The 20,667-nt window shown below is 72.5% G+C and carries 15 protein-coding genes; 12 read left to right on the top strand and 3 right to left on the bottom strand.

What is annotated here, in order from left to right:
* The first annotated feature begins 208 nt into the window (after nucleotides 1-208).
* Together ileS and D2L64_RS21190 are read left to right on the top strand one after the other, a co-directional pair.
* Nucleotides 209-3,397: an isoleucine--tRNA ligase gene (ileS, locus tag D2L64_RS21185; protein WP_119578966.1), complete on the top strand. Its 3,189-nt coding sequence runs from the start codon at nucleotides 209-211 to the stop codon at nucleotides 3,395-3,397.
* 162 nt (nucleotides 3,398-3,559) lie between these two features.
* Nucleotides 3,560-4,243 carry a lysophospholipid acyltransferase family protein gene (locus tag D2L64_RS21190; RefSeq protein ID WP_119578967.1) on the top strand — a complete coding sequence of 228 codons (684 nt, stop codon included), beginning with the start codon at nucleotides 3,560-3,562 and terminating at the stop codon, nucleotides 4,241-4,243.
* Between the two features lie 48 nt (nucleotides 4,244-4,291).
* Here the strand turns inward: D2L64_RS21190 and D2L64_RS28005 are convergent, their stop codons facing one another.
* Nucleotides 4,292-5,659 carry a hypothetical protein gene (locus D2L64_RS28005; RefSeq protein ID WP_233559074.1) on the bottom strand — a complete coding sequence of 456 codons (1,368 nt, stop codon included), beginning with the start codon at nucleotides 5,657-5,659 and terminating at the stop codon, nucleotides 4,292-4,294.
* Between the two features lie 228 nt (nucleotides 5,660-5,887).
* Here D2L64_RS28005 and D2L64_RS21200 point away from each other — a divergent pair, with 228 nt between their 5' ends.
* From D2L64_RS21200 to obgE, 7 genes are all read left to right on the top strand, one after another.
* Nucleotides 5,888-7,261, top strand: coding sequence for an FAD-binding oxidoreductase (locus tag D2L64_RS21200; protein ID WP_119578968.1), 1,374 nt, complete (start codon nucleotides 5,888-5,890; stop codon nucleotides 7,259-7,261).
* Nucleotides 7,262-7,370: 109 nt separating this feature from the next.
* Nucleotides 7,371-9,356 (top strand): TIGR03960 family B12-binding radical SAM protein, encoded by a 1,986-nt coding sequence (locus D2L64_RS21205; protein WP_119579026.1) that lies wholly within the window; start codon nucleotides 7,371-7,373, stop codon nucleotides 9,354-9,356.
* Between the two features lie 89 nt (nucleotides 9,357-9,445).
* Nucleotides 9,446-10,165: a TIGR03936 family radical SAM-associated protein gene (locus D2L64_RS21210; protein ID WP_119578969.1), complete on the top strand. Its 720-nt coding sequence runs from the start codon at nucleotides 9,446-9,448 to the stop codon at nucleotides 10,163-10,165.
* A 130-nt stretch (nucleotides 10,166-10,295) separates the two neighbouring features.
* Nucleotides 10,296-13,358, top strand: a complete 3,063-nt coding sequence (locus D2L64_RS21215; RefSeq protein ID WP_119578970.1) for an Rne/Rng family ribonuclease — start codon at nucleotides 10,296-10,298, stop codon at nucleotides 13,356-13,358.
* Nucleotides 13,359-13,640: 282 nt separating this feature from the next.
* Nucleotides 13,641-13,955 carry a 50S ribosomal protein L21 gene (gene rplU / locus D2L64_RS21220; protein ID WP_013735422.1) on the top strand — a complete coding sequence of 105 codons (315 nt, stop codon included), beginning with the start codon at nucleotides 13,641-13,643 and terminating at the stop codon, nucleotides 13,953-13,955.
* Between the two features lie 11 nt (nucleotides 13,956-13,966).
* Nucleotides 13,967-14,221: a 50S ribosomal protein L27 gene (gene rpmA / locus D2L64_RS21225; RefSeq protein ID WP_119578971.1), complete on the top strand. Its 255-nt coding sequence runs from the start codon at nucleotides 13,967-13,969 to the stop codon at nucleotides 14,219-14,221.
* 89 nt (nucleotides 14,222-14,310) lie between these two features.
* On the top strand, nucleotides 14,311-15,783 hold the full coding sequence (gene obgE / locus D2L64_RS21230; protein ID WP_119578972.1) for a GTPase ObgE: 1,473 nt from the start codon (nucleotides 14,311-14,313) through the stop codon (nucleotides 15,781-15,783).
* A gap of 74 nt (nucleotides 15,784-15,857) precedes the next feature.
* On the opposite strand, the gene D2L64_RS21235 is transcribed toward obgE, so the two are convergent.
* Nucleotides 15,858-16,334: a DUF4383 domain-containing protein gene (locus D2L64_RS21235; protein ID WP_119578973.1), complete on the bottom strand. Its 477-nt coding sequence runs from the start codon at nucleotides 16,332-16,334 to the stop codon at nucleotides 15,858-15,860.
* 401 nt (nucleotides 16,335-16,735) lie between these two features.
* Here D2L64_RS21235 and D2L64_RS21240 point away from each other — a divergent pair, with 401 nt between their 5' ends.
* Entirely contained in the window at nucleotides 16,736-17,116 is a 381-nt protein-coding gene (locus D2L64_RS21240) for a hypothetical protein (RefSeq protein ID WP_119578974.1), read from the top strand.
* Nucleotides 17,117-17,177: 61 nt separating this feature from the next.
* Here D2L64_RS21240 and D2L64_RS21245 read toward each other — a convergent pair whose 3' ends face one another.
* Entirely contained in the window at nucleotides 17,178-17,396 is a 219-nt protein-coding gene (locus tag D2L64_RS21245; RefSeq protein WP_012014682.1) for a DUF397 domain-containing protein, read from the bottom strand.
* Nucleotides 17,397-17,465: 69 nt separating this feature from the next.
* On the opposite strand from D2L64_RS21245, the gene pepN reads away from it, so the two are divergent.
* Both pepN and nadD read left to right on the top strand, forming a co-directional pair.
* Nucleotides 17,466-19,979, top strand: a complete 2,514-nt coding sequence (pepN, locus tag D2L64_RS21250) for an aminopeptidase N (RefSeq protein WP_119578975.1) — start codon at nucleotides 17,466-17,468, stop codon at nucleotides 19,977-19,979.
* 74 nt (nucleotides 19,980-20,053) lie between these two features.
* Nucleotides 20,054-20,650, top strand: coding sequence for a nicotinate-nucleotide adenylyltransferase (gene nadD / locus D2L64_RS21255; protein WP_119578976.1), 597 nt, complete (start codon nucleotides 20,054-20,056; stop codon nucleotides 20,648-20,650).
* Nucleotides 20,651-20,667: the final 17 nt, after the last annotated feature.

The raw sequence follows: 20,667 nt of genomic DNA on the forward strand, positions 1-20,667 counted from the left end.
GTTCCGGAAGAACGGCCGGGTGACCGGCTCAGTAGAACCGGACGGGTTCGGCCCGTTACAGCCGGCCTAACGAGCGGGCGGTCGATCCTGACCGTCAAGCGGGGTGGTACCGCGGGCCCGGCCCGGGGCGTCGGTGACGGCGTACCGGTGACGGCTCGTCCTCGCAGACCCACACCACAGTGAGTGTCAGCGAGGAGAGCGACAGGCGATGGCCTATCCGTTGCACGACCCGACCGCCGCCGGTGTCCCGGCGAGCCCGGACCTGCCCGCGGTCGAGCGCCGGGTGCTGGAGCACTGGACGGCCGACAAGACCTTCGAGGCCAGCATCGAGCAGCGGCCGGCCTCGGGCCGGCAATCGGACACGGCGGCCGGTTCCGCCGCCGGCGGCGGAGCCGCCGACAACGAGTACGTCTTCTACGACGGCCCGCCGTTCGCCAACGGCCTGCCGCACTACGGGCACCTGTTCACCGGGTACGTCAAGGACGTGGTGCCGCGTTACCAGACCATGCGCGGTCGGCGGGTGGAGCGGCGTTTCGGCTGGGACTGCCACGGCCTGCCCGCCGAGGTGGTGGCGGAGAAGCAGCTCGGCATCACCAGCAAGGCGGAGATCCTCGACCTGGGGGTGGCCCGGTTCAACGAGGCGTGTCGTACCTCGGTGCTGGAGTTCACCCAGGACTGGGAGCGGTACGTCACCCGGCAGGCCCGCTGGGTCGACTTCGCCAACGACTACAAGACCCTCGACCTGGACTACATGGAAAGCGTCATGTGGGCCTTCAAGACCCTGCACGACAAGGGTCTGGTCTACGAGGGCTTCCGGGTGCTCGCGTACTGCTGGCGGTGTGAGACGCCGCTGTCGAACACCGAGACCCGGATGGACGACGTCTACCGGGACCGGCACGACCCGACGCTGTCGGTGTGGTTCGAGCTGACGGCCGACGAGTCCGCACCGGAACTGGTCCGCGGGCCGGTCAAGCTGGGCGTCTGGACCACCACGCCGTGGACCCTGCCGTCGAACCTGGCACTCGCCGTCGGCCCGGACATCGAGTACGCGGTGCTGGAGCGCGACGGCGCCCGGTTCGTCGTCGGCGCGGCCCGGCTGGCCGCGTACGCCAAGGAGCTGGAGGGGTACGAACAGGTCGGCACGGTGCGCGGCGTGGACCTGGTGGGGCGGCGGTACAGGCCACTGTTCGACTTCCTGGTCGAGCAGGCCGGACCCAACGCGTACCAGGTGCTCGGCGCGGAGTTCGTGACCACCGAGGACGGCACCGGGATCGTGCACCTGGCCCCGGCCTTCGGTGAGGACGACCAGAACGTCTGCAACGCCGCCGGCATCCCGACCATCGTCACGGTGGACGACCACACCCGGTTCACCGCGCTGGTCCCGCCGTATGAGGGCGAGCAGGTCTTCGACGTCAACAAGCCGGTGATCCGGGAGCTGAAGGACCGGGGGGTGGTGCTCAGGCAGGACACCTACACCCACTCGTACCCGCACTGCTGGCGTTGTGACACCCCGCTGGTCTACAAGGCCGTGTCGTCGTGGTTCGTCGCGGTGACCAAGTTCAAGGACCGGATGGTCGAGCTGAACCAGCAGATCAACTGGACGCCGGGGCACATCAAGGACGGCTCGTTCGGCAAGTGGCTGGCCAACGCCCGGGACTGGTCGATCAGTCGGAACCGGTTCTGGGGTTCGCCGATCCCGGTGTGGCGCTCGGACGACCCGAACTACCCCCGCATCGACGTGTACGGGTCGCTGGCGGAGATCGAGCGGGACTTCGGCGTACGCCTGACCGACCTGCACCGGCCGGCGGTGGACGAGCTGGTCCGGCCCAACCCGGACGACCCGACCGGCAGGGCGATGATGCGTCGGGTGCCGGAGGTGCTGGACTGCTGGTTCGAGTCCGGCTCGATGCCGTTCGCCCAGGTGCACTACCCGTTCGAGAACGCCGACTGGTTCGAGCACCACTACCCGGGTGACTTCATCGTCGAGTACATCGGGCAGACCCGCGGCTGGTTCTACACCATGCACGTGCTGGCCACCGCGCTGTTCGACCGGCCGGCGTTCCGCAACTGCCTCAGCCACGGCATCCTGCTCGGCTCCGACGGGCGCAAGATGTCCAAGAGCCTGAAGAACTATCCGGACGTCTACCACGCCTTCGACTCGTACGGCTCCGACGCGATGCGCTGGATGCTGATGTCCTCGCCGGTGCTGCGTGGCGGCGACATGCCGGTCACCGAGCCGGGCATCCGGGACGCCGTCCGGCAGGTGCTGCTGCCGCTGTGGAACGTCTGGTACTTCTTCTCGCTCTACGCCAACGCCGACGGGTACACCGCCCGGCGCCGGGTGGACAGCATGCACCTGCTCGACCGGTACCTGCTGGCCAAGACGAACGAGCTGGTCGCCACGGTCGGCGCGCAGATGGACGCGTACGACATCTCGGGTGCCTGCGCCACCGTCCGGTCCTACCTGGACGCGCTGACCAACTGGTACGTGCGCCGGTCCCGGGACCGCTTCTGGGCCGGTGACGCCGACGCGTTCGACACCCTCGCCACGGTGCTGGAGACGCTGTGCCGGGTGGTGGCGCCGCTGGCGCCGCTGACCGCGGAGGAGATCTGGCGCGGGCTGACCGGTGAGCGGTCGGTGCACCTGACCGACTGGCCGGACGCCGACGAGTTCCCGGCCGACCACGAGCTGGTGGCGGCGATGGACGACGTGCGGGCGGTGGCCTCGGCGGCGTTGTCCCTGCGCAAGGCCAAGGGGCTGCGGGTGCGGCTGCCGCTGGCGACGCTGACCGTGGCCAGCCCGGTCGCCGACCGGCTGCGCCCCTTCGCCGACCTGGTCGCCGACGAGGTCAACGTGAAGCAGGTCGTCTTCACCGACGAGGTGTCGGCGTACTGCCAGCAGGTGTTGACGGTGGTGCCCCGGGCGCTCGGGCCGCGGGTCGGCAAGCAGGTCCAGCAGGTGATCAAGGCGGTCAAGGCGGGGGAGTGGGAACTCGTCGACGGCGCCCCGGTCGCCGCCGGGGTCAGCCTCACCGAGGGCGAGTACGAGCTGCGGCTGGTCGCCGCCGACGCCGAGCACTCGGCGCCGCTGCCCGGCGGCGAGGGGGTGGTGGTGCTGGACACCACGGTCACCCCGGAGTTGGCCGCCGAGGGGCTGGCCCGGGACGTGGTGCGGGTGGTCCAGCAGGCGCGCCGCGACGCCGGCCTGGACGTCTCCGACCGGATCGTGGCGACCGTCGTCGCCTCCGCGCCGGTGCGGGCCGCCGTTTCGGCGTACGCCGACTTCGTGGCCCGGGAGGTGCTGGCCGACAACGTGGACTTCGCCGAGGAGGTCGACGGGTTCGTCGGCGAGGTCGGTGAGGGCGAGCCGGTGACGGTCGCCGTACGCCGGGTGTGACGTGAACGCCGGGGGGCCCGGACGACCGCCGGGCCCCCCGGACGACCGCCGGGCCCCCCGGCACCCAGCCAGCGGACCCGCCCCACCTCGCGCGTGTCGACGTGCGCCGGTCCGCTACGGTGTCAGCGCCCACTGCGCACATCACCCATCGCCGGAGGACCAGTGCCGCTGCTCTACACCATCGGCAAGCTCACCGTGGCCCCCACGCTGCGACTGGCGTTCCGGCCGACCGTGGAGGGGCTGGAGCACGTACCCGCCACCGGCGGTGCGATCTTCGCCAGCAACCACCTGTCGGTGGCCGACGAGTTGTTCCTCGGCACGATCGTCCCGCGGCACCTGGCCTTCTGGGCGAAGTCGGAGTACTTCAAGGGCGGCGGCGTCAAGGGGCGGTTCGCCAAGTTCGTGCTCACCGGTCTCGGCGCCATCCCGGTGGAGCGGGCCGGTGGCCGGGCGGCGCTGTCCGCGTTCGACGCCGCCATCCCCGCGCTCAAGGGCGGTGACCTGGTGGTCGTCTACCCGGAGGGCACCCGCTCGCCGGACGGGCGGCTGTACCGGGGCCGTACCGGGGCGGTCCGCCTCGCCCTCGCGGCGGGCGTACCGATCATCCCGGTCGGCATGATCGGTACGGAGAAGGTACAGCCGATCGGCGCCCGGGTGCCGCGACCCTTCACCGGGAAGATCACCGTACGGTTCGGCAAGCCGTTGGACTTCACCGGCCAACCGGACGACCGGCTCTCGCTGCGTCGGTTGACCGACGAGATGATGGGCGAGATCCAGAAGCTCACCGGCCAGGAGTACATCCCCCGGTACGCGCCGCCCCGGGCCCAACCGCCGGCCGCCGGCTGAGCCGGTACGCTTCGGGGCTGGTGTCCCGGGGGCGGGGGGAGCGGTGGCTCAACTGCCCTTGGTGGAGACGATCTGTTCCCGCAGGGTGCCGAGCAGCCGGGCGCTGTCGTCCATCGACAGGCCGGTGAACACCGCGCTGGTGATGCTGCCGTGGTCGACCGAGGTGCAGACGACCACCCCGACACCGTCGGCGCGGCCCACCGCACAACGTTCGTGTCGACCCCGGACACCGCTCTCCACCACCTCGGCGTCGCCGAGGGAGTACTGCTCGGTGAGCCGTTCGATCTCGGCGTCGGCGTCGGACGACGGGGTGAGCCGGAAGCCGGTGCCGCCGAAGACCGTCACCCGTTTGCCGACGTTGGTGGTGTAGACGCCGGCGAAGGTGTCCTCGGCGAGCAGGTGCGCCTGGCGCATCTGCGTCTCCAACTGCCGGGCGGTCTGCGCGCTGCGCGGGTCCTCCCGCAGCCGCAGGTCCGCCACCTGTGCCGGCAGTGCCGCGTTCGACGGGTACTGGCTGAACATCGGCGTGCCGTAGTAGGCCGGGCAGCCGCAGCAGCAGGCGATGGTCAACAACAGCACCCAGGGCCAGCGCCGCCGCCTGCGGGCGGCGACCGGTGGGTGCCCCGGCGCCGGCCAGTTCGATGGCGGGGGCGGCGCGGACTTCTTCCCCCACCGGCGGCGGGCCGGTGGTGCGGCCGGAGCCGGCGGAGCGGTCGCCGGTCGGCCCGGCGCGCCGGGATGCGCCGCCGGACGTGCCGGTACCGGCGGATACGGCGGCACCGAGTGGCCGGGCGGGGCCGGGTGGCCGTGGTGGGCCGGTGCTGACCGGTGGGCCGGGTACCCGGGCGGCGCCGGGGGGTACGGCGGTGCCGCGGGATACGCCGGAGCGGCCGGCGGCGCCGGGGAGACCGGCGGTGCGGGCGGGCCGGAGTACGGGCGGGTAGGTGGCGGGGTCGGGTAGGACAGCGTCGGTGGCACCGCCGGGAAGTCCGTCGACGGCAGATCCCAGCCGCTGGTGTCCACGCCCGCCCACGGGTCCACCGGGGTCTGGTGCTCGGGCTCCTGCCGCGGCGCGGGCGGCGGCGGGGTCGGCTCGGCCGACTCGCCCCACGCCGGTCGCCGCGGCGGGGCCGGCGGTACGGGCGCCGACCCGCTCCAGCGGGGTGGTTCGTCCGTCGCCTCCGGCAGCACCCGGGTGCCCTGCGGGCCGAGGTCGGCCGGTGCCGCGTCGGCCGGCGTGGGGTCGGCCTGGGACGCCGGGACGGTCGGCTGATCACCGGCCGGGGCGTCGCCCGGGCCGTGCGGTGGTGCGGGGGCGGACAACCGATCCTGGGTGACCGCCGGCTCACCGTCCCGGGGTGAATCCGGGCGGTTCCCGTCGACCGGCCGGTCTGCGCCCGGCTGCGGCTCCGGCATCGCGGCAATCTCCTCTCGCGCCGACCCGAGGTTAGTACCGGTGTGCCACTTCGGCCGAATCCGGGCGCCCGGTCCGGCGGTCGGCGAGCGCGCCGGTGGGCGGGTGCCCGATCCGCACCGGGGTGTCCGGTCGGACCGTGCGTTCGAGCAGGCCGTCGGCTTCCAGTGTCTTGGATCAGTGACCAACCTCTTGTTTGCCAGTGGGCCGTGATCGCCGATCGTTGACGCATGAAGGACCACGGACATCCGGTCACCTCCACCGTCGCGCCGTCCGCCGCCCGCCGGGCCCCGACCGGGCGACCCGCCCGTGGCCCCGCGTTGGGCCCGGTCCCGGCGGAGTTGGCCGGGCGGGTGGTGACCTCCGGCGACCGGCGCTACGCCCAGTTGCGCTCCACCTACACCCGACGGGCCAGTCCGGCGGCGGTACTGCTGCCGCGACGCACCGCCGAGGTGGTGGCCGCCCTGGCGTACGCCCGCCAACAGGGACGGCCGATCGCTGTCCGCAGCGGCGGGCACGGCCTGGCCGGCACCTCCTCGGTCGACGGCGGCGTGGTGCTCGACCTGTCCGGGCTGAACCGGGTCGAGGTGCTGGACCGCGCGACCCGGCTGGTCCGGGTGCAGGCCGGCGCGCGGTGGGCCGAGGTGGCCCGGTCGCTGGCCCCGCACGGCCTGGCGATCAGCTCCGGCGACCACGGCAACGTGGGGGTCGGCGGGCTGGCCACCGGCGGCGGGGTGGGCTGGCTGGTGCGCTCGTACGGCCTGACCATCGACCATGTCCGCGCCGTGGAGGTGGTGCTGGCCGACGGTCGGGTGGTGCGGGCCGACGCCACCACCGAACCCGAGTTGTTCTGGGCGGTCCGCGGTGCCGGTGCGGGGGTCGGCATCGTGGTGGCCTTCGAGATCGAGGCGGCCGAGCTGCGTCAGGTCGGCGTGGCGCAGCTCGCGGTGCAGGCCCGGCCGGACGGCAGCACCCTGCGGCACTGGGCCGACGTGCTGCGGCAGGCGCCCCGTGAGCTGTCGACCGCGGTGACCCTGACGCCGTACGGCCATGGCACGGTCATGTCGCTCACCGCGGTGGTGGCCGCCGAGAGCCTGCGCCGGGTCCGGCCGCTGGTCGCCCCGCTGCGGGAGATCGGCAAACTGCTGGACGACCGGATCGACCTGATGCCGTACCCGGCGTTGGTGCCCACCGCGCACCTGCACGCAAACCTGGGGCAACAGCCGGGCCTGACCACCAACGGCCTGCTCACCGGCATGGACGCCGGACCGGCCCGGGCGGTGATGCGGGCGGCCGGCCGGGCGGTGATCCAGCTCCGCTCGGTCGGCGGCGCGGTCAACGACGTCGCGCCCGAGCAGACCGCGTACCCGCACCGGCACCAGGACACCCTGGTGGTGGCCTCGGTGTTCCCGCCGCAGGGCGCGGCGGTGCTGGACGCCGCCTGGCGGGCACTCGCCGGACGGACCGACGGGGCGTACGTCAACTTCGAGAGCCGCCCCGGTCGGGCCGCGTTCGACCGGATCTACCCCGGCCGGACCGGCAAGCGGGTGCTGCGAGCCTGGCGACGCTACGACCCGGCGGGTCTGTTCCGGCCCCGCTGGTAGCCGGGGCGCCCCCGCCGTACCAACGGGCGGGGCAACAGCCCGGCCGCGACCGGCCGGTGGGCCAGGTGTGGCGCCGGGCCCGGTGGGCGGGCGCGTACCCTTGGGCATCATGAGCGTCCCGTCCACCACACCGCGTCCCGTCGCGGCCAACTCCGTGTGGCCCCGGCTGGAGCCGCTGCTGCCCCAGGTGACCAAGCCCATCCAGTACGTCGGTGGTGAGCTGGGCGCGGTGGTCAAAGACTGGGACGCGGCGACCGTGCGCTGGGCGCTGATGTATCCCGACGCGTACGAGGTCGGGCTGCCCAACCAGGGCGTGCAGATCCTCTACGAGGTGCTCAACGAGCTGCCCGACACCCTCGCCGAGCGGACCTACGCGGTCTGGCCGGACCTGGAGAAGCTGATGCGCGCCCACGGCGTGCCGCAGTTCACCGTCGACGCCCATCGGCCGGTGCGCGACTTCGACCTGTTCGGTGTGTCGTTCGCCACCGAGTTGGGCTACACCAACCTGCTCACCGCGATCGACCTGGCCGGGATTCCGCTGCTGGCGGCCGACCGTACCGACGCCGACCCGGTGATCGTGGCCGGTGGGCACGCGGCGTTCAACCCGGAGCCGATCGCCGACTTCGTCGACGCCGCCGTGCTGGGCGACGGTGAGGAGGCGGTCCTGGAGATCACCTCGATCGTCCGGCAGTGGAAGGCCGAGGGCTGCCCGGGCGGCCGGGACGAGTTGCTGTTGCGGCTGGCCCGCACCGAGAGTGTCTACGTACCGCGCTTCTACGACGTGGACTACCTGCCCGACGGCCGGATCCAGCGGGTCGTGCCGAACCGGGCGGACGTGCCGTTCCGGGTGCACAAGCGCACGACGATGGACCTGGACGCCTGGCCGTACCCGAAGAAGCCGCTCGTGCCGCTGGCCGAGACGGTGCACGAGCGGTACGCCGTGGAGATCTTCCGGGGCTGCACCCGGGGTTGCCGGTTCTGCCAGGCGGGCATGATCACCCGGCCGGTCCGCGAGCGCTCCATCACCACCGTGGGGCAGATGGTCCAGCAGGGGCTGGAGTTCTCCGGCTTCCACGAGGTGGGCCTGCTGTCGCTGTCGTCGGCGGACCACTCGGAGATCGGTGACATGTGCTCCGGTCTGGCCGAGCAGTACCAGGGCACCAACGTGTCGCTGTCGCTGCCGTCGACCCGGGTGGACGCGTTCAACATCGACCTGGCCCAGGAGCTGTCCCGTAACGGCCGACGGACCGGTCTGACCTTTGCCCCGGAGGGCGGGTCGGAGCGGATCCGCAAGGTCATCAACAAGATGGTGTCGAAGGACGACCTGATCCGTACGGTGGTCACCGCGTACACCAACGGGTGGCGGCAGGTGAAGCTCTACTTCATGTGCGGGCTGCCCACCGAGACCGACGAGGACGTCCTGGAGATCGCCGACATGGCGCACGAGGTCATCCGGGCCGGCCGTGCCGCCACCGGTTCCAAGGACATCCGCTGCACCGTGTCCATCGGCGGGTTCGTGCCCAAACCGCACACGCCGTTCCAGTGGGCGTCGATGGAGCGGCCGGAGGTGATCGACGGACGGCTGCGACTGCTCAAGCAGGCGATCAACGCGGATCGCTCGCTGGGCCGGGCGATCGGTTTCCGCTATCACGACGGCGAGCCGTCGTTGATCGAGGGCCTGCTCTCCCGGGGCGACCGCCGGGTCGGCGCGGTGATCCGCCGGGTCTGGGAGAACGGCGGCCGGTTCGACGGCTGGAGCGAGCACTTCTCGTACCAGCGCTGGGTGCAGGCCGCCGCCGAGGTGCTGCCCGGCTTCGGGGTCGACCTCGACTGGTACACCACCCGGGAGCGCGACGAGCTGGAGGTCCTGCCCTGGGACCACCTGGACTCGGGCCTGGACAAGGACTGGCTCTGGCAGGACTGGCAGGACGCGCTCAGCGAGTACGAGCAGGACGACTGCCGGTGGACGCCCTGCTTCGACTGCGGCGTCTGCCCGGCCATGGACACCGAGATCCAGATTGGCCCGACCGGCCAGAAGCTGCTCCCGTTGACCCCGGTCAACGGCCTGAAGCTGCCCACCGGCGCCCAGCAGTGACCTGATCGGGTCTGCCAGCGAGGAGCAAGAAGATCAGTAAGAGACCACAGCCCGAAGGCGGCCAGGCGCCGGTCGTCCAGCGCGTCCGGATCCGGTACGCCAAGCGTGGCCCGCTGCGGTTCACCTCCCACCGGGACTTCGCCCGGGCGTTCGAGCGGGCACTGCGCCGTGCCGGCGTGCCGGTGGCCTTCTCGCAGGGCTTCACCCCGCACCCCAAGATCTCGTACGCCAGTGCGGCGCCGACCGGGGTGGCGAGCGAGGCCGAGTACCTGGAGATCGGCCTGCGCGAGCCGGTCGATCCGGCGGCCCTGCGCGCGGCGTTGGACGCGGCGCTCTCGCCCGGCCTCGACGTGCTAGACGCCGTGGTGGCCACCGGCGGTGGGCTGGCCGAGCGGATCGAGGCGTCCCGGTGGCGCATCGAGTTGCCGCAGGTCGAGCCCGAGTTGTTGGCGAAGGCGGTGGCTGCCTTCAGCGCCGCCGAGCAGGTGCAGGTCGAGCGGATGACCAAGCAGGGGCGGCGGGTCTTCGACGCCCGCGGCGCGGTCATCACCATCGATGTGAGCGCGTCATCGGTGACGCCTTCCGGGGCGTCGGCCGTACCGTGTGCGATACTCGAACTGGTCGTGCGGCAGGTCACCCCGTCCGTACGACCCGATGACGTCCTTTCCGGCCTCCGCGTGGTGGCCGGCCTGGAGCCGCCGGTGGCCCCGAAGGTGATCCGGCTGGCTCAGGGCACGCTGACCACGCAGGGTGCGATCGTGGATCCGCTGGACGCGGACCGCGACGGGGCAACCATCGGCGGGCACTGACCGACGGTCGGCGCCCAAGCAGGCAGACTTCGCCGGTCGCGCACGCCGTGCGCCCGGGGAAACACCTTTGCGGCAACCCTGCGTGGCAGCGCTCACCCGCGCCCGGGGAAGCCAGAACTGGAGAACGTCCATGCTCGAGAACGAGCCCGAGGGCGGCGAACGGACCGGCCTGAACCCGGCCGCCGAGACCGCCGAGAACAGCACCGCCAGCGCGGCGAGTGAGGCGACCGGAGCCGGTGCGCCACCGGACGCGGCCGGCGTCGTGCCGGAGGCCGGCGTGCCGCAGGACGCGGGCGGCACCGTGAGCGGCGCCGCCGACCTGGGTACGCCTGCCGCCGAGGCGCCACCCCGGCGGCGGACCACCCGGCGCCGGGCCACCCCGGTCGGCCAGCCGGAGCAGACCGAGGCGCCGGTGGAGGCATCCAGCGCTCCGACCGTGGGCAGCGGCGAAGCCCCCCAGGCCGAGGTGTTCGCCCCGGTCTCCGGTGACCTCGACGCCGCGCCGAAGACCACCCGTCGGCGGCGCAAGGCCACCACCGCGAAGGCCGCCGAGGAGCCGTTGGCCGCGGCCGAGGTCGAAGCCGCCGCCGGTGACGTCGTACCGCCGGTCAAGGTGACCCGGACCCGGCGCAGGAAGGCGACGCCCGCGGTGGCCGAGCCGGCAGCCGAGGACCAGGCCGAGCCGGCAGCCGAGGAACACGCCGAGCCGCCGGCCGTCGAGCCCCCCGCGACCGAGCCGCCGGCCGCCGGTACCGCTTTCGGTGCCGCTGTCGCGCCGGCCGGGAATGCTGCCCCGCTGCCGGGCGACGAGGACGCCGCCGAGCCGGCGCCGCGAGCCGCGGCCGAGGAGCAGGCGCCGGCCGTCGAGCCCCGGTCCCGCCGGCGCCGGGCCGCGCTCACCCCGCCCGCCGTGCTGTTCATGGCGCCGGAGGAGATCACCGCTCGCGCCGCCGCCGCAGCAGCGGCTGCCGCGGCCTCGGTCGAGGAGGAGGCCGCCGAGGAGGAGCGGGCCGAACCGACCCGTCGCCGCCGTCGGGGCCGCCGGGAGGCCGAACCCGTGGTGGCCGTCGAGGTCGAGGAGGAGCCCGCCGAGCCGGCCGAGGAGGCCGTCGAGGACGAGGACGAGGACGACGAGACCGCTTCCGGCCGGCGGCGTCGCCGCCGTGGCCGCCGGGGCCGGGGCCGGGGCAAGGGCGGTGCCGAGGACAGCGAGGACGCTGAGGACGACGAAGCCGAAGAGGCCGTCCAGGCGGAGGCCGACGAGGCCGAGGCGGACGAGGACGGCGACGAGGCCGAGGGTGGCGACGGGCTGACCCGGCGCCGTCGGCGGCGTCGGCGGCGGGGCGCCGGGGACACCGACGGCGGCGCCGACGACGGCGTGCCGACGGTGGTGAAGATCAGGGAGCCGCGTCGGACGGTCGACGAGGTGCAGGGCGTTTCCGGCTCGACCCGGCTGGAGGCCAAGCGGCAACGCCGCCGGGACGGTCGTGAGCAGCGTCGGACCCGCCCGCCGATCCTCAGTGAGTCCGAGTTCCTGGCCCGCCGGGAGGCGGTCGACCGGGTGATGGCGGTACGCCAGCGGGGCGACCGTACCCAGATCGCCGTGCTCGAGGACGGCGTGCTGGTCGAGCACTACGTCACCCGCAACTCGTCCGGCACGATGGCCGGCAACGTCTACCTCGGCAAGGTGCAGAACGTGCTGCCCAGCATGGAGGCGGCGTTCGTCGACATCGGCCGGGGCCGCAACGCGGTGCTGTACGCCGGCGAGGTCAACTGGGACACCACCGGTCTGGAGGGGCGGGCCCGTTCGATCGAGCAGGCGCTCAAGTCCGGCGACTCGGTGCTTGTGCAGGTCACCAAGGACCCGATCGGGCACAAGGGTGCCCGGCTGACCAGCCATATCGCGCTCTCCGGCCGGCACCTGGTCTACGTGCCGGGCGGCAACGCCTCGGGGATCAGCCGCAAGCTGCCGGACACCGAGCGCAAGCGGCTGCGGGACGCGCTGAAGAAGCTGGTGCCCGACGGCGCCGGGGTGATCGTCCGGACCGCGGCCGAGGGCGCCAGCGAGGACGAACTGGCCCGGGACGTGAAGCGGCTCCAGGCGCAGTGGGAGGACATCCAGGCCAAGGCCACCGAGGGTGGCGCGCCCGTGCTGCTCTACGAGGAGCCGGACCTGGTCATCCGCGTGGTCCGCGACCTGTTCAACGAGGACTTCCGCGATCTGGTGATCGAGGGCGACCAGTCGTACGACATGGTCGAGTCGTACCTGTCGCACGTCTCGCCGGACCTGGTCGCCCGGCTGCGCCGGCACGTGGGCACCACGGACGTCTTCGCCGAGTACCGCATCGACGAGCAGATCCTCAAGGGGCTGGACCGCAAGGTCTTCCTGCCCTCGGGCGGTCACCTGGTGATCGACCGGACCGAGGCGATGACCGTGGTCGACGTGAACACCGGTAAGTACACCGGTGCCGGCGGCAACCTGGAGGAGACGGTCACCCGCAACAACCTGGAGGCGGCCGAGGAGATCGTCCGCCAGCTGCGGCTGCGGGACATCGGCGGCATCGTGGTGATCGACTTTATCGACATGGTGTTGGAGTCGAACCGGGAACTGGTGCTGCGCCGGCTGACCGAGTGCCTGGGCCGGGACCGTACCAAGCACCAGGTCACCGAGATCACGTCGCTGGGCCTGGTGCAGATGACCCGTAAGCGGATCGGCGCCGGCCTGTTGGAGGCGTTCAGCGAGACCTGCGAGTGCTGCAAGGGCCGGGGTCTGATCGTCCACACCGAGCCGGTGCCGGAGAAGCCGCGCGCCGCCGGTGCTGCTGGTGACAAGGTCAAGGCGGTGGCCTCGGCCGGCGTCCCGGCGGTGGAGCAGCCGAGCGGATCCTCCCGCCGTCGGGCGCGCAAGGGTGCCCAGGCCGAGCGGACCGTGGTGGAGGTCGCCGAGGTCGACAACACGAGCGCCGCGGACGCCGACTACCACGACACCATGGGCTACGACCTGTCGCGGTACGAGACGGAGACGCCGTCGGCGCCGGACATCGCCGACAGCCAGCAGGGCGAGTCGGCCCGGTTGGCGGCGCCGGACGACCCCGACGCGCTCGCCGAGGGCGACGAGGACGACGGCGGCGAGGCCGGCGGCGGGCGCCGTCGGTCCCGCCGGGGTGGCGCGCGTCGCCGTACCCGGCCCTGAGCGGCCGTACGCATCGACGGCCCCTCCCGGGCGGCGAACGCCATCCGGGAGGGGCCGCGTCGTGTGCGCGGGGTGCTCGCCCGCCGGGCTCGTCGCGTGGGGGCCGGTTTGGGGTCGGGGACGACCATGGCGTACGCTTGCCTGCGGCGCACCCTTGTGTGCCGAGTTCCCGCGTGCCCGCGCCGCCGTGCCTCTGCTACCCGGCGAGCCGCCGTGGGGACGACCGACCGGCAACGGTGGGAAAAGACGCTAGCAGCCTCAACGACAGGGAGTGCGCCTCCGATGTACGCGATCGTCAAGACCGGCGGCAAGCAGTACAAGGTCGCCGAAGGCGACGTGATCGAGGTCGAGAAGCTCGTCGGTGCTCCCGGCGACGCGGTGAAGCTCGCCGCGGTGCTCCTCGTCGACGGTGACGACCTGGTGACCGACGCGGCGAAGCTCGCGCAGGTCGAGGTGTCCGGCGAGATCGCCGCGCACACCAAGGGCCCGAAGATCCGGATCCACAAGTTCAAGAACAAGACCGGCTACCACAAGCGCCAGGGTCACCGCCAGCCGCTGACCCAGGTCAAGGTGACCGGCATCTCCAGCGGGAAGTAGGTCGTCTCAAGATGGCTCACAAAAAGGGTGCGTCCAGCTCGCGTAACGGCCGGGACTCCGCGGCCCAGCGACTCGGCGTGAAGCGCTTCGGTGGTCAGGTCGTCAGCGCGGGCGAGATCATCGTCCGGCAGCGTGGCACCAAGTTCCACCCCGGTGACCTGGTCGGCCGCGGCGGCGACGACACGCTCTTCGCGCTGGCCGCCGGTGCGGTCCAGTTCGGCACCCGGCGCGGTCGCAAGACCGTCAGCATCGTGCCGCAGCAGTAGCTCTCCGGCGTAAGCGGGCCGTGGACCTGATGTCCCGGCCCGCTTCGCCTTTTCATGCGCGGGGGTGGCCCCGCTGGAAGGATTGCGGCGTGACTACGTTCGTTGACCGGGTCGTCCTGCACCTGCAGGCCGGCGACGGCGGGCACGGCTGTGTCTCGATCCACCGGGAGAAGTTCAAGCCGTTCGGCGGCCCCGACGGGGGCAACGGCGGACACGGCGGCAGCGTCTCGCTGGTGGTCGACGCGCAGGTGCACACGCTGCTCGACTTCCACTTCCGCCCGCACGTCAAGGCGGCCAACGGTCGGGGTGGCGCCGGCTCCAACCGGGACGGCGCCAACGGCGCGGACCTGGTCCTCAAGGTGCCCGACGGTACGGTGGTGCAGACCCCGGACGGCACCGTGCTGGCCGACATGGTGGGCGCCGGGACCACCTTCGAGGTGGCCCGGGGTGGCCGGGGTGGCCGGGGCAACGCCTCGCTGGCCAACGCCCGCCGCAAGGCACCCGGCTTCGCCGAACTCGGCGAGCCGGGCGAACAGCTCGACGTGGTGCTGGAGCTCAAGAGCGTCGCCGACGTCGGCCTGGTGGGTTTCCCGTCGGCCGGCAAGTCGTCGCTGATCTCGGTGATCTCCGCGGCCAAGCCGAAGATCGCCGACTACCCGTTCACCACGCTGGTGCCGAACCTCGGCGTGGTGCGGGTCGACAACCACACCTTCACGGTCGCCGACGTACCCGGTCTGATCCCCGGCGCGGCCACCGGCAAGGGGCTGGGCCTGGAGTTCCTGCGGCACGTCGAGCGTTGCGCCGTGCTGGTGCACGTGATCGACACCGCCACCCTGGAGCCGGGTCGGGACCCGCTGGCCGACATCGACACCATCGAGGCGGAGTTGGCCGCGTACGGCGGTCTGGCGGACCGGCCGCGGTTGGTCGCGCTGAACAAGGTCGACGTGCCCGATGGACGGGATCTGGCCGAGATCGTCCGGCCCGACCTGGAGGCGCGCGGCCTGCGGGCCTTCGAGGTGTCGGCGGCCACCCGCGAAGGGCTGAAGGAGTTCGTCTACGCGATGGCGGAGTTGGTGGAGCAGTCGCGTTCGGTCGTGGCGCCCGCCGAGCCGACCCGGGTCGTGCTTCGACCCAAGGCGGTCGACGACGCCGGCTTCACCATCGAGGCGGAACCGGACGGCTCGTACACGGTGCGGGGTGTCCGCCCCGAGCGGTGGGTGCGCCAGACGAACTTCGACAACGACGAGGCGATCGGCTATCTCGCCGACCGGCTGGCTCGCCTCGGCGTCGAGGACCAACTGGCCAAGGCCGGTGCCCAGCCGGGTGACCTGGTCCGCATCGGCGAGCGGGAGTTCGACTGGCAGCCGACGCTCTTCGCCGGGGTCGAGTTCGTACCCGGGGCCCGGGGGCGGGACGTGCGGCTGGAGGAGCAGATCACCCGGCCCAGTGCGGCCGAGCGGCTGGCGGCCCGCAAGGCGCGCCGGCAGCGGCCCGCGGACGAGATCGCCCCGACACGCAGCGACGCCGAGGCGGCGACGCCCGACGAGGTCGACGCCGAGTAGCGAAGTAGTTCCGCCGGTGCCGGTGCGAGGCTGCCCTCGACGGGCGGTTTCGCGCCGGCACCCGGCCGGGGCTGTCAGGGGCGGTCGATCGGGGTGTCCAGCCGGCCACCGGTACCGGTGTTGTTGGAGAGCAGCAGGCCCAGGGCCAGCATGCCGAAGCCGAGTCCCAGGTGCAGGAAGTCGTCGGCGCCGTTGACCGGGATGAAGTTGGCCGCGCTCTCGTCCTCGGTGGCCCACCCGTACAGCCACAGGGCGAGGTATACCGCGCCTCCGCCGGCCAGGAAGAGCCGGGCGCCGGCCACCCGGCGGGCCAGCACCAGACCGGCCAGGCCGAAGCCGAGGTGCAGCAGGTTGTGCAGGATCGAGACCTGGAAGATGCCGAGTAGCTTCGCCTCCGAGTGGTGCCCGGCGAAGGTCATCTCGCCGTAGCCGGTGGTGATGCCGGGGACGAAACCCGCCACGCCGAGAACCAGGAAGAGGACCGCCACCGCCAGGGCGGCGAGTTGGACCGGGCTGCGGCGGGTCCGGCTGCGGCCTGACTGATGCGCCATCGATGTCACCTCTGTGGATCCCGGACACGTCCGCGGCCGCCGGGGCGGCGAGGTGCGGCAACCGTGACTGGCGGGCTCGCTGACCCGCTGATCCTCAATTCTGTCGGCCGCCGGACGGATCCCGCAGCGAAACGGCCGATCAGGCGTGGGCGCGCGGCTACCAGATCTTCGAGCGGAAGCAGGACGGGTGTCTGCGTACGGTCCTGCATCCGGCCTGACCACCGGTGGCCCGGCTGGCCCCTCCCCGGGGCCGACGAACCTGGTTTCCTGGTCTCGTGGCGCCACTGCCCAACGCGGTGGCGGCACCACGTCGGCCATCCGTCCGTGGCAGTTCGCCCGGCTCGGGGCGGCCGGCGCGCCGGCGGCGGGCAGCCGGGTCGGGGTGGCCACGGGGAGGACGGATGCGGGACAACAGGTCGACGTACTGGCGGCGGATGCTCGGCGCACTGCCCGGCGGGGATCCGCCGCTGGTCGCGGCGCCCCGGCGGGCGACGCGCCCCGATCGCCGCTACACCGCGCACCTGGGCTTCGTCGCGCCCGACCTGGCCGCCGCCCGGGAGACCGCGGTGGGGTACGCGGAGGCGCTGAGCCTGTTGCGTCCCGAGTTGGTGCTCGGCGGCTGCGCGCTGTCCCCGGCCGACGGTTGGCAGCGGGCCGAGCGGCTGTTCTGTGGCGCGGTCGGTCCCGACGCCGAGCGGTGCGTCGACGTCGCCGGTCATCCCGGGTTCCACCACGCGCCCGGTCCAGGCGGACTGGGTTGGGGCGACGGTGACCAGGTCTAGTGGCCCGCCCCGGTCCGGCACGGCGGGCGGACCCACCGACCGGGGCGTCGCGGCGACCGGGTCAGTCCAGGTCGAACTCACCGTCCTGGGCGCCCGCGACGAAGGCGTCCCACTCGGCCTGGGTGAAGACCAGCACCGGGCCGTCCGGTTCGGCGGAGTTGCGCATGCCGATCAGGTCGTCGACGAAGGCGACCTCCACCGCGGCCTCGGAGGTGTCGCCTTCGGCCCGCTGCCAGACCGCGCGGGAGAGGTCGAAGTCGCCCTTGGGGTGCGTTGTCATGGGTCCAGTCCTCCAGCGTCAGGGGAAATGGGGAGGCCCGGTGGCCGCCCCATCCGGCAGGATAAGCGGATGCCGAGCCTGACCCGTGCAGAGTCGACCGCGCGTGGCGCGTCGATCGCCGTCGTGTCCTATCACGTGGACCTCGACCTCACCGGCGGCGGTGAGCGGTTCCGCTCGCACGTCACGATCCGGTTCCGGGCCACCGGCGGCGCGAGCTTCGTCGAGGTCAAGCCCGCGAGACTGCTGGCGGTACGCCTCAACGGCGCCGACCTCGACCCGGCCGGGCTGGACGACAACCGGCTGGCGCTGACCGGGCTGGTCGAGGAGAACACCCTGACCGTGGACGCGGAGATGGCGTACACCAACACCGGCGAGGGGATGCACCGGTTCGTCGACCCCGCCGACGGCGCGACCTACCTGTACGCGATGTCCTTCCTGGACGACGTGCAGCGCATCTTCGCCGCCTTCGACCAGCCCGACCTGAAGGCGCCGGTCACCCTCACGGTCACCGCCCCGGCGGACTGGACGGTCGCGGCCAACGCCGAGGTGGCGGCCAACCCGATCCCGGGGCGCTGGGAGTTCGCACCCACCCTGCCCATCTCGACGTACCTGTTCACGCTGGTCGCCGGCCCCTGGCACGTACGCCGGGACAGCCACGACGGCATTCCGCTCGGGGTCTACTGCCGACGGTCCCTGGCCGAGCACCTTGACGCCGACGCGGAGGAGATCTTCACGGTCACGAAGCAGTGCCTGGACCGGTTCCACGAACTGTTCGCCGAGCGCTACCCGTTCGGCAAGTACGACCAGGCGTTCGTGCCGGAGTTCAACGCCGGTGCGATGGAGAATCCCGGCCTGGTCACCTTCCGGGACGACTATGTCTTCCGTTCGGCGGTCACCGACACCGAGCGTGAGTTGCGGGCCACCACCATCGCCCACGAGATGGCGCACATGTGGTTCGGTGACCTGGTCACCATGCGCTGGTGGGACGACCTGTGGTTGAACGAGTCGTTCGCGGAGTACCTGGGCACCCGGGTCACCGCCGAGGCGACCCGGTTCGACCAGGCGTGGACGACCTTCGCCCTGCGGCGCAAGGCGTGGGGGTACGCCGCCGACCAGCGCCCCTCCACTCATCCGGTGGCGCCGGAACAGGTCACCGACGCCGCCGAGGCGTTGCTGAACTTCGACGGCATCTCGTACGCCAAGGGCGCCAGCGTGCTGCGGCAGCTGGTGGCGTGGCTGGGCGACGAGCCGTTCCTGGCCGGGCTGAACGACCACTTCTCCCGGCACCGGTTCGGCAACGCCACCCTGGCGGACCTGCTGACCAGCCTCTCCGAGGCCAGCGGCCGGGATCTGGGCGACTGGGCGCAGAGCTGGCTGCGCGCCGCTCAGGTCAACACCCTGCGGGCCGAGGTGGCGGTCGACGCCGACGGGCGCTATACCGAGGTGGCCATCGGGCAGAGCGCACCGGCGACCCATCCGGTGCTGCGTCCGCACCGCATCGGGGTCGGCCGGTACTCCGTCGACGGCACCGCCGACCGGGTCGAGGTCGACCTGGATCCGAAGCACGACGGTGGTCGTACCGTCCTTGCCGAGTTCGTCGGTGCGCCGGCCGCCGCCGTCCTGCTACCCAACGACGGTGACCTCACCTTCGCCAAGATCCGGCTCGACTCCGCCTCGGCCGACGCCGTGCGGCTGCTGCTGCCCCGGCTGGCCGACCCGTTGCCCCGGGCGTTGCTGTGGGGCGAGGCGCTGGACGCGGCGACCGACGGCGAGCGGCCGGTGACCGCTCTGGTCGACCTGATCGGGGCGGCGCTGCCCGCCGAGACCGAGGTGATCATCGCGGAGGACGTGTTGGCGCTGAGCCGGTCGCTGGTCGACCGCTACCTCGACCCGTCGGCGCGGCAGGCATCGCTGGCCGTGATCGCCGAAGCCTGCCGACGGCTGCTCGACGGCGCTGCGCCGGGGGGCTCGTTGCAGTTGGCCGCGGCGCGTGGCCTGATCGGTGCGACCATCGATGTCGAGCTGCTCGCCGGTTGGCTCGCCGGTCGGGGTGTACCGGACGGACTGGCCGTGGACACCGAGTTGCGCTGGTCGGTCCTCGGTCGGCTGGTGGTGCTGGGCGCGGCCGGGGAGCCCGAGATCGCGGCGGAGGCCGCCGCCGATCCGAGCGCCACCGGCGCGGAGCGCGCGGCCCGGTGGCGGGCGGCGTTGCCCGACCCCGCGGCCAAGCAGGCCGCCTGGGAGATCATCGTGGCGAGCACGGAGCTGTCCAACCGGCTGGTCGAGGCGACCGCGGCGGGTTTCTGGCAGCCCGAGCAGGCGGAGCTGACCGTGGACTACGTGGCACGCTACTTCACCGACCAGCCGGCCGCTGCTCGGCTGCGTACCCCCTGGGTGGCCGAGGAGGTCGCGAAGCTGGCCTTCCCCCGTTACGCCGTTACCCGGGCGACCCGGGACGAGGCCGCGGCGTTGCTGGCCCGCGACGACCTCACGCAGGGCCTGCGCCGGGTGGTCACCGACGCCGACGACGACCTGCGCCGGGCGCTGGTGGCACGGACTGCGGTGGCCGCGGTGAGTGGCTGACCCGTGGTGGCCGGACGGGTGCTGCCGGTCACTGTCCGGCCCGAGGTGAGGCTCGCTCGGACTACGATCATGGGGTGACGGACGACATCCGGCGGGTCGGGATCATGGGCGGGACGTTCGACCCGATCCATCACGGGCACCTCGTGGCGGCGAGCGAGGTCGCGGACCGGTTCGGGCTCGACGAAGTGATCTTCGTGCCGACCGGTCAGCCGTGGCAGAAAGAGGATCTTCCGGTCAGCTCCGCCGAGGACCGTTACCTGATGACGGTGATCGCCACCGCGTCGAACCCCCGGTTCCAGGTCAGCCGGGTGGACATCGACCGTGGCGGCCCCACGTACACCGTCGACACCCTGCGCGACCTGCATGCCGTGTACGGCCCGAAGGCCCAGCTGTTCTTCATCACCGGCGCGGACGCCCTGGCCCGGATCCTCAGCTGGAAGGACCTGGACGAGATCTTCGAGCTTGCCCACTTCATCGGGGTGACCCGGCCGGGGTTCGAGCTGACCGACGCCCACCTGCCCGCCGACACGGTCAGCCTGGTGCAGGTGCCGGCGATGGCGATCTCGTCCACCGACTGTCGCGCGCGGGTGATCCGGGGCGAGCCGATCTGGTACCTGGTGCCGGACGGTGTGGTGCAGTACATCGCGAAACGGCGCCTCTACCAGGTGTGATCTGGGTGCTTATCGGG

It is taken from the genome of Micromonospora radicis (assembly GCF_003583405.1).
Lineage (GTDB): Bacteria > Actinomycetota > Actinomycetes > Mycobacteriales > Micromonosporaceae > Micromonospora > Micromonospora radicis.

Coding starts and splice junctions, on each gene's coding strand:
- ileS (WP_119578966.1), top strand. CDS start 209: ATGGCCTATCCGTTGCACGACCCGACCGCCGCCGGTGTCCCGGCGAGC.
- D2L64_RS28005 (WP_233559074.1), bottom strand. CDS start 5,659: ATGCCGGAGCCGCAGCCGGGCGCAGACCGGCCGGTCGACGGGAACCGC.
- D2L64_RS21200 (WP_119578968.1), top strand. CDS start 5,888: ATGAAGGACCACGGACATCCGGTCACCTCCACCGTCGCGCCGTCCGCC.
- D2L64_RS21205 (WP_119579026.1), top strand. CDS start 7,371: ATGAGCGTCCCGTCCACCACACCGCGTCCCGTCGCGGCCAACTCCGTG.
- D2L64_RS21215 (WP_119578970.1), top strand. CDS start 10,296: ATGCTCGAGAACGAGCCCGAGGGCGGCGAACGGACCGGCCTGAACCCG.
- rplU (WP_013735422.1), top strand. CDS start 13,641: ATGTACGCGATCGTCAAGACCGGCGGCAAGCAGTACAAGGTCGCCGAA.
- rpmA (WP_119578971.1), top strand. CDS start 13,967: ATGGCTCACAAAAAGGGTGCGTCCAGCTCGCGTAACGGCCGGGACTCC.
- D2L64_RS21235 (WP_119578973.1), bottom strand. CDS start 16,334: ATGGCGCATCAGTCAGGCCGCAGCCGGACCCGCCGCAGCCCGGTCCAA.
- D2L64_RS21240 (WP_119578974.1), top strand. CDS start 16,736: ATGCGGGACAACAGGTCGACGTACTGGCGGCGGATGCTCGGCGCACTG.
- D2L64_RS21245 (WP_012014682.1), bottom strand. CDS start 17,396: ATGACAACGCACCCCAAGGGCGACTTCGACCTCTCCCGCGCGGTCTGG.
- pepN (WP_119578975.1), top strand. CDS start 17,466: ATGCCGAGCCTGACCCGTGCAGAGTCGACCGCGCGTGGCGCGTCGATC.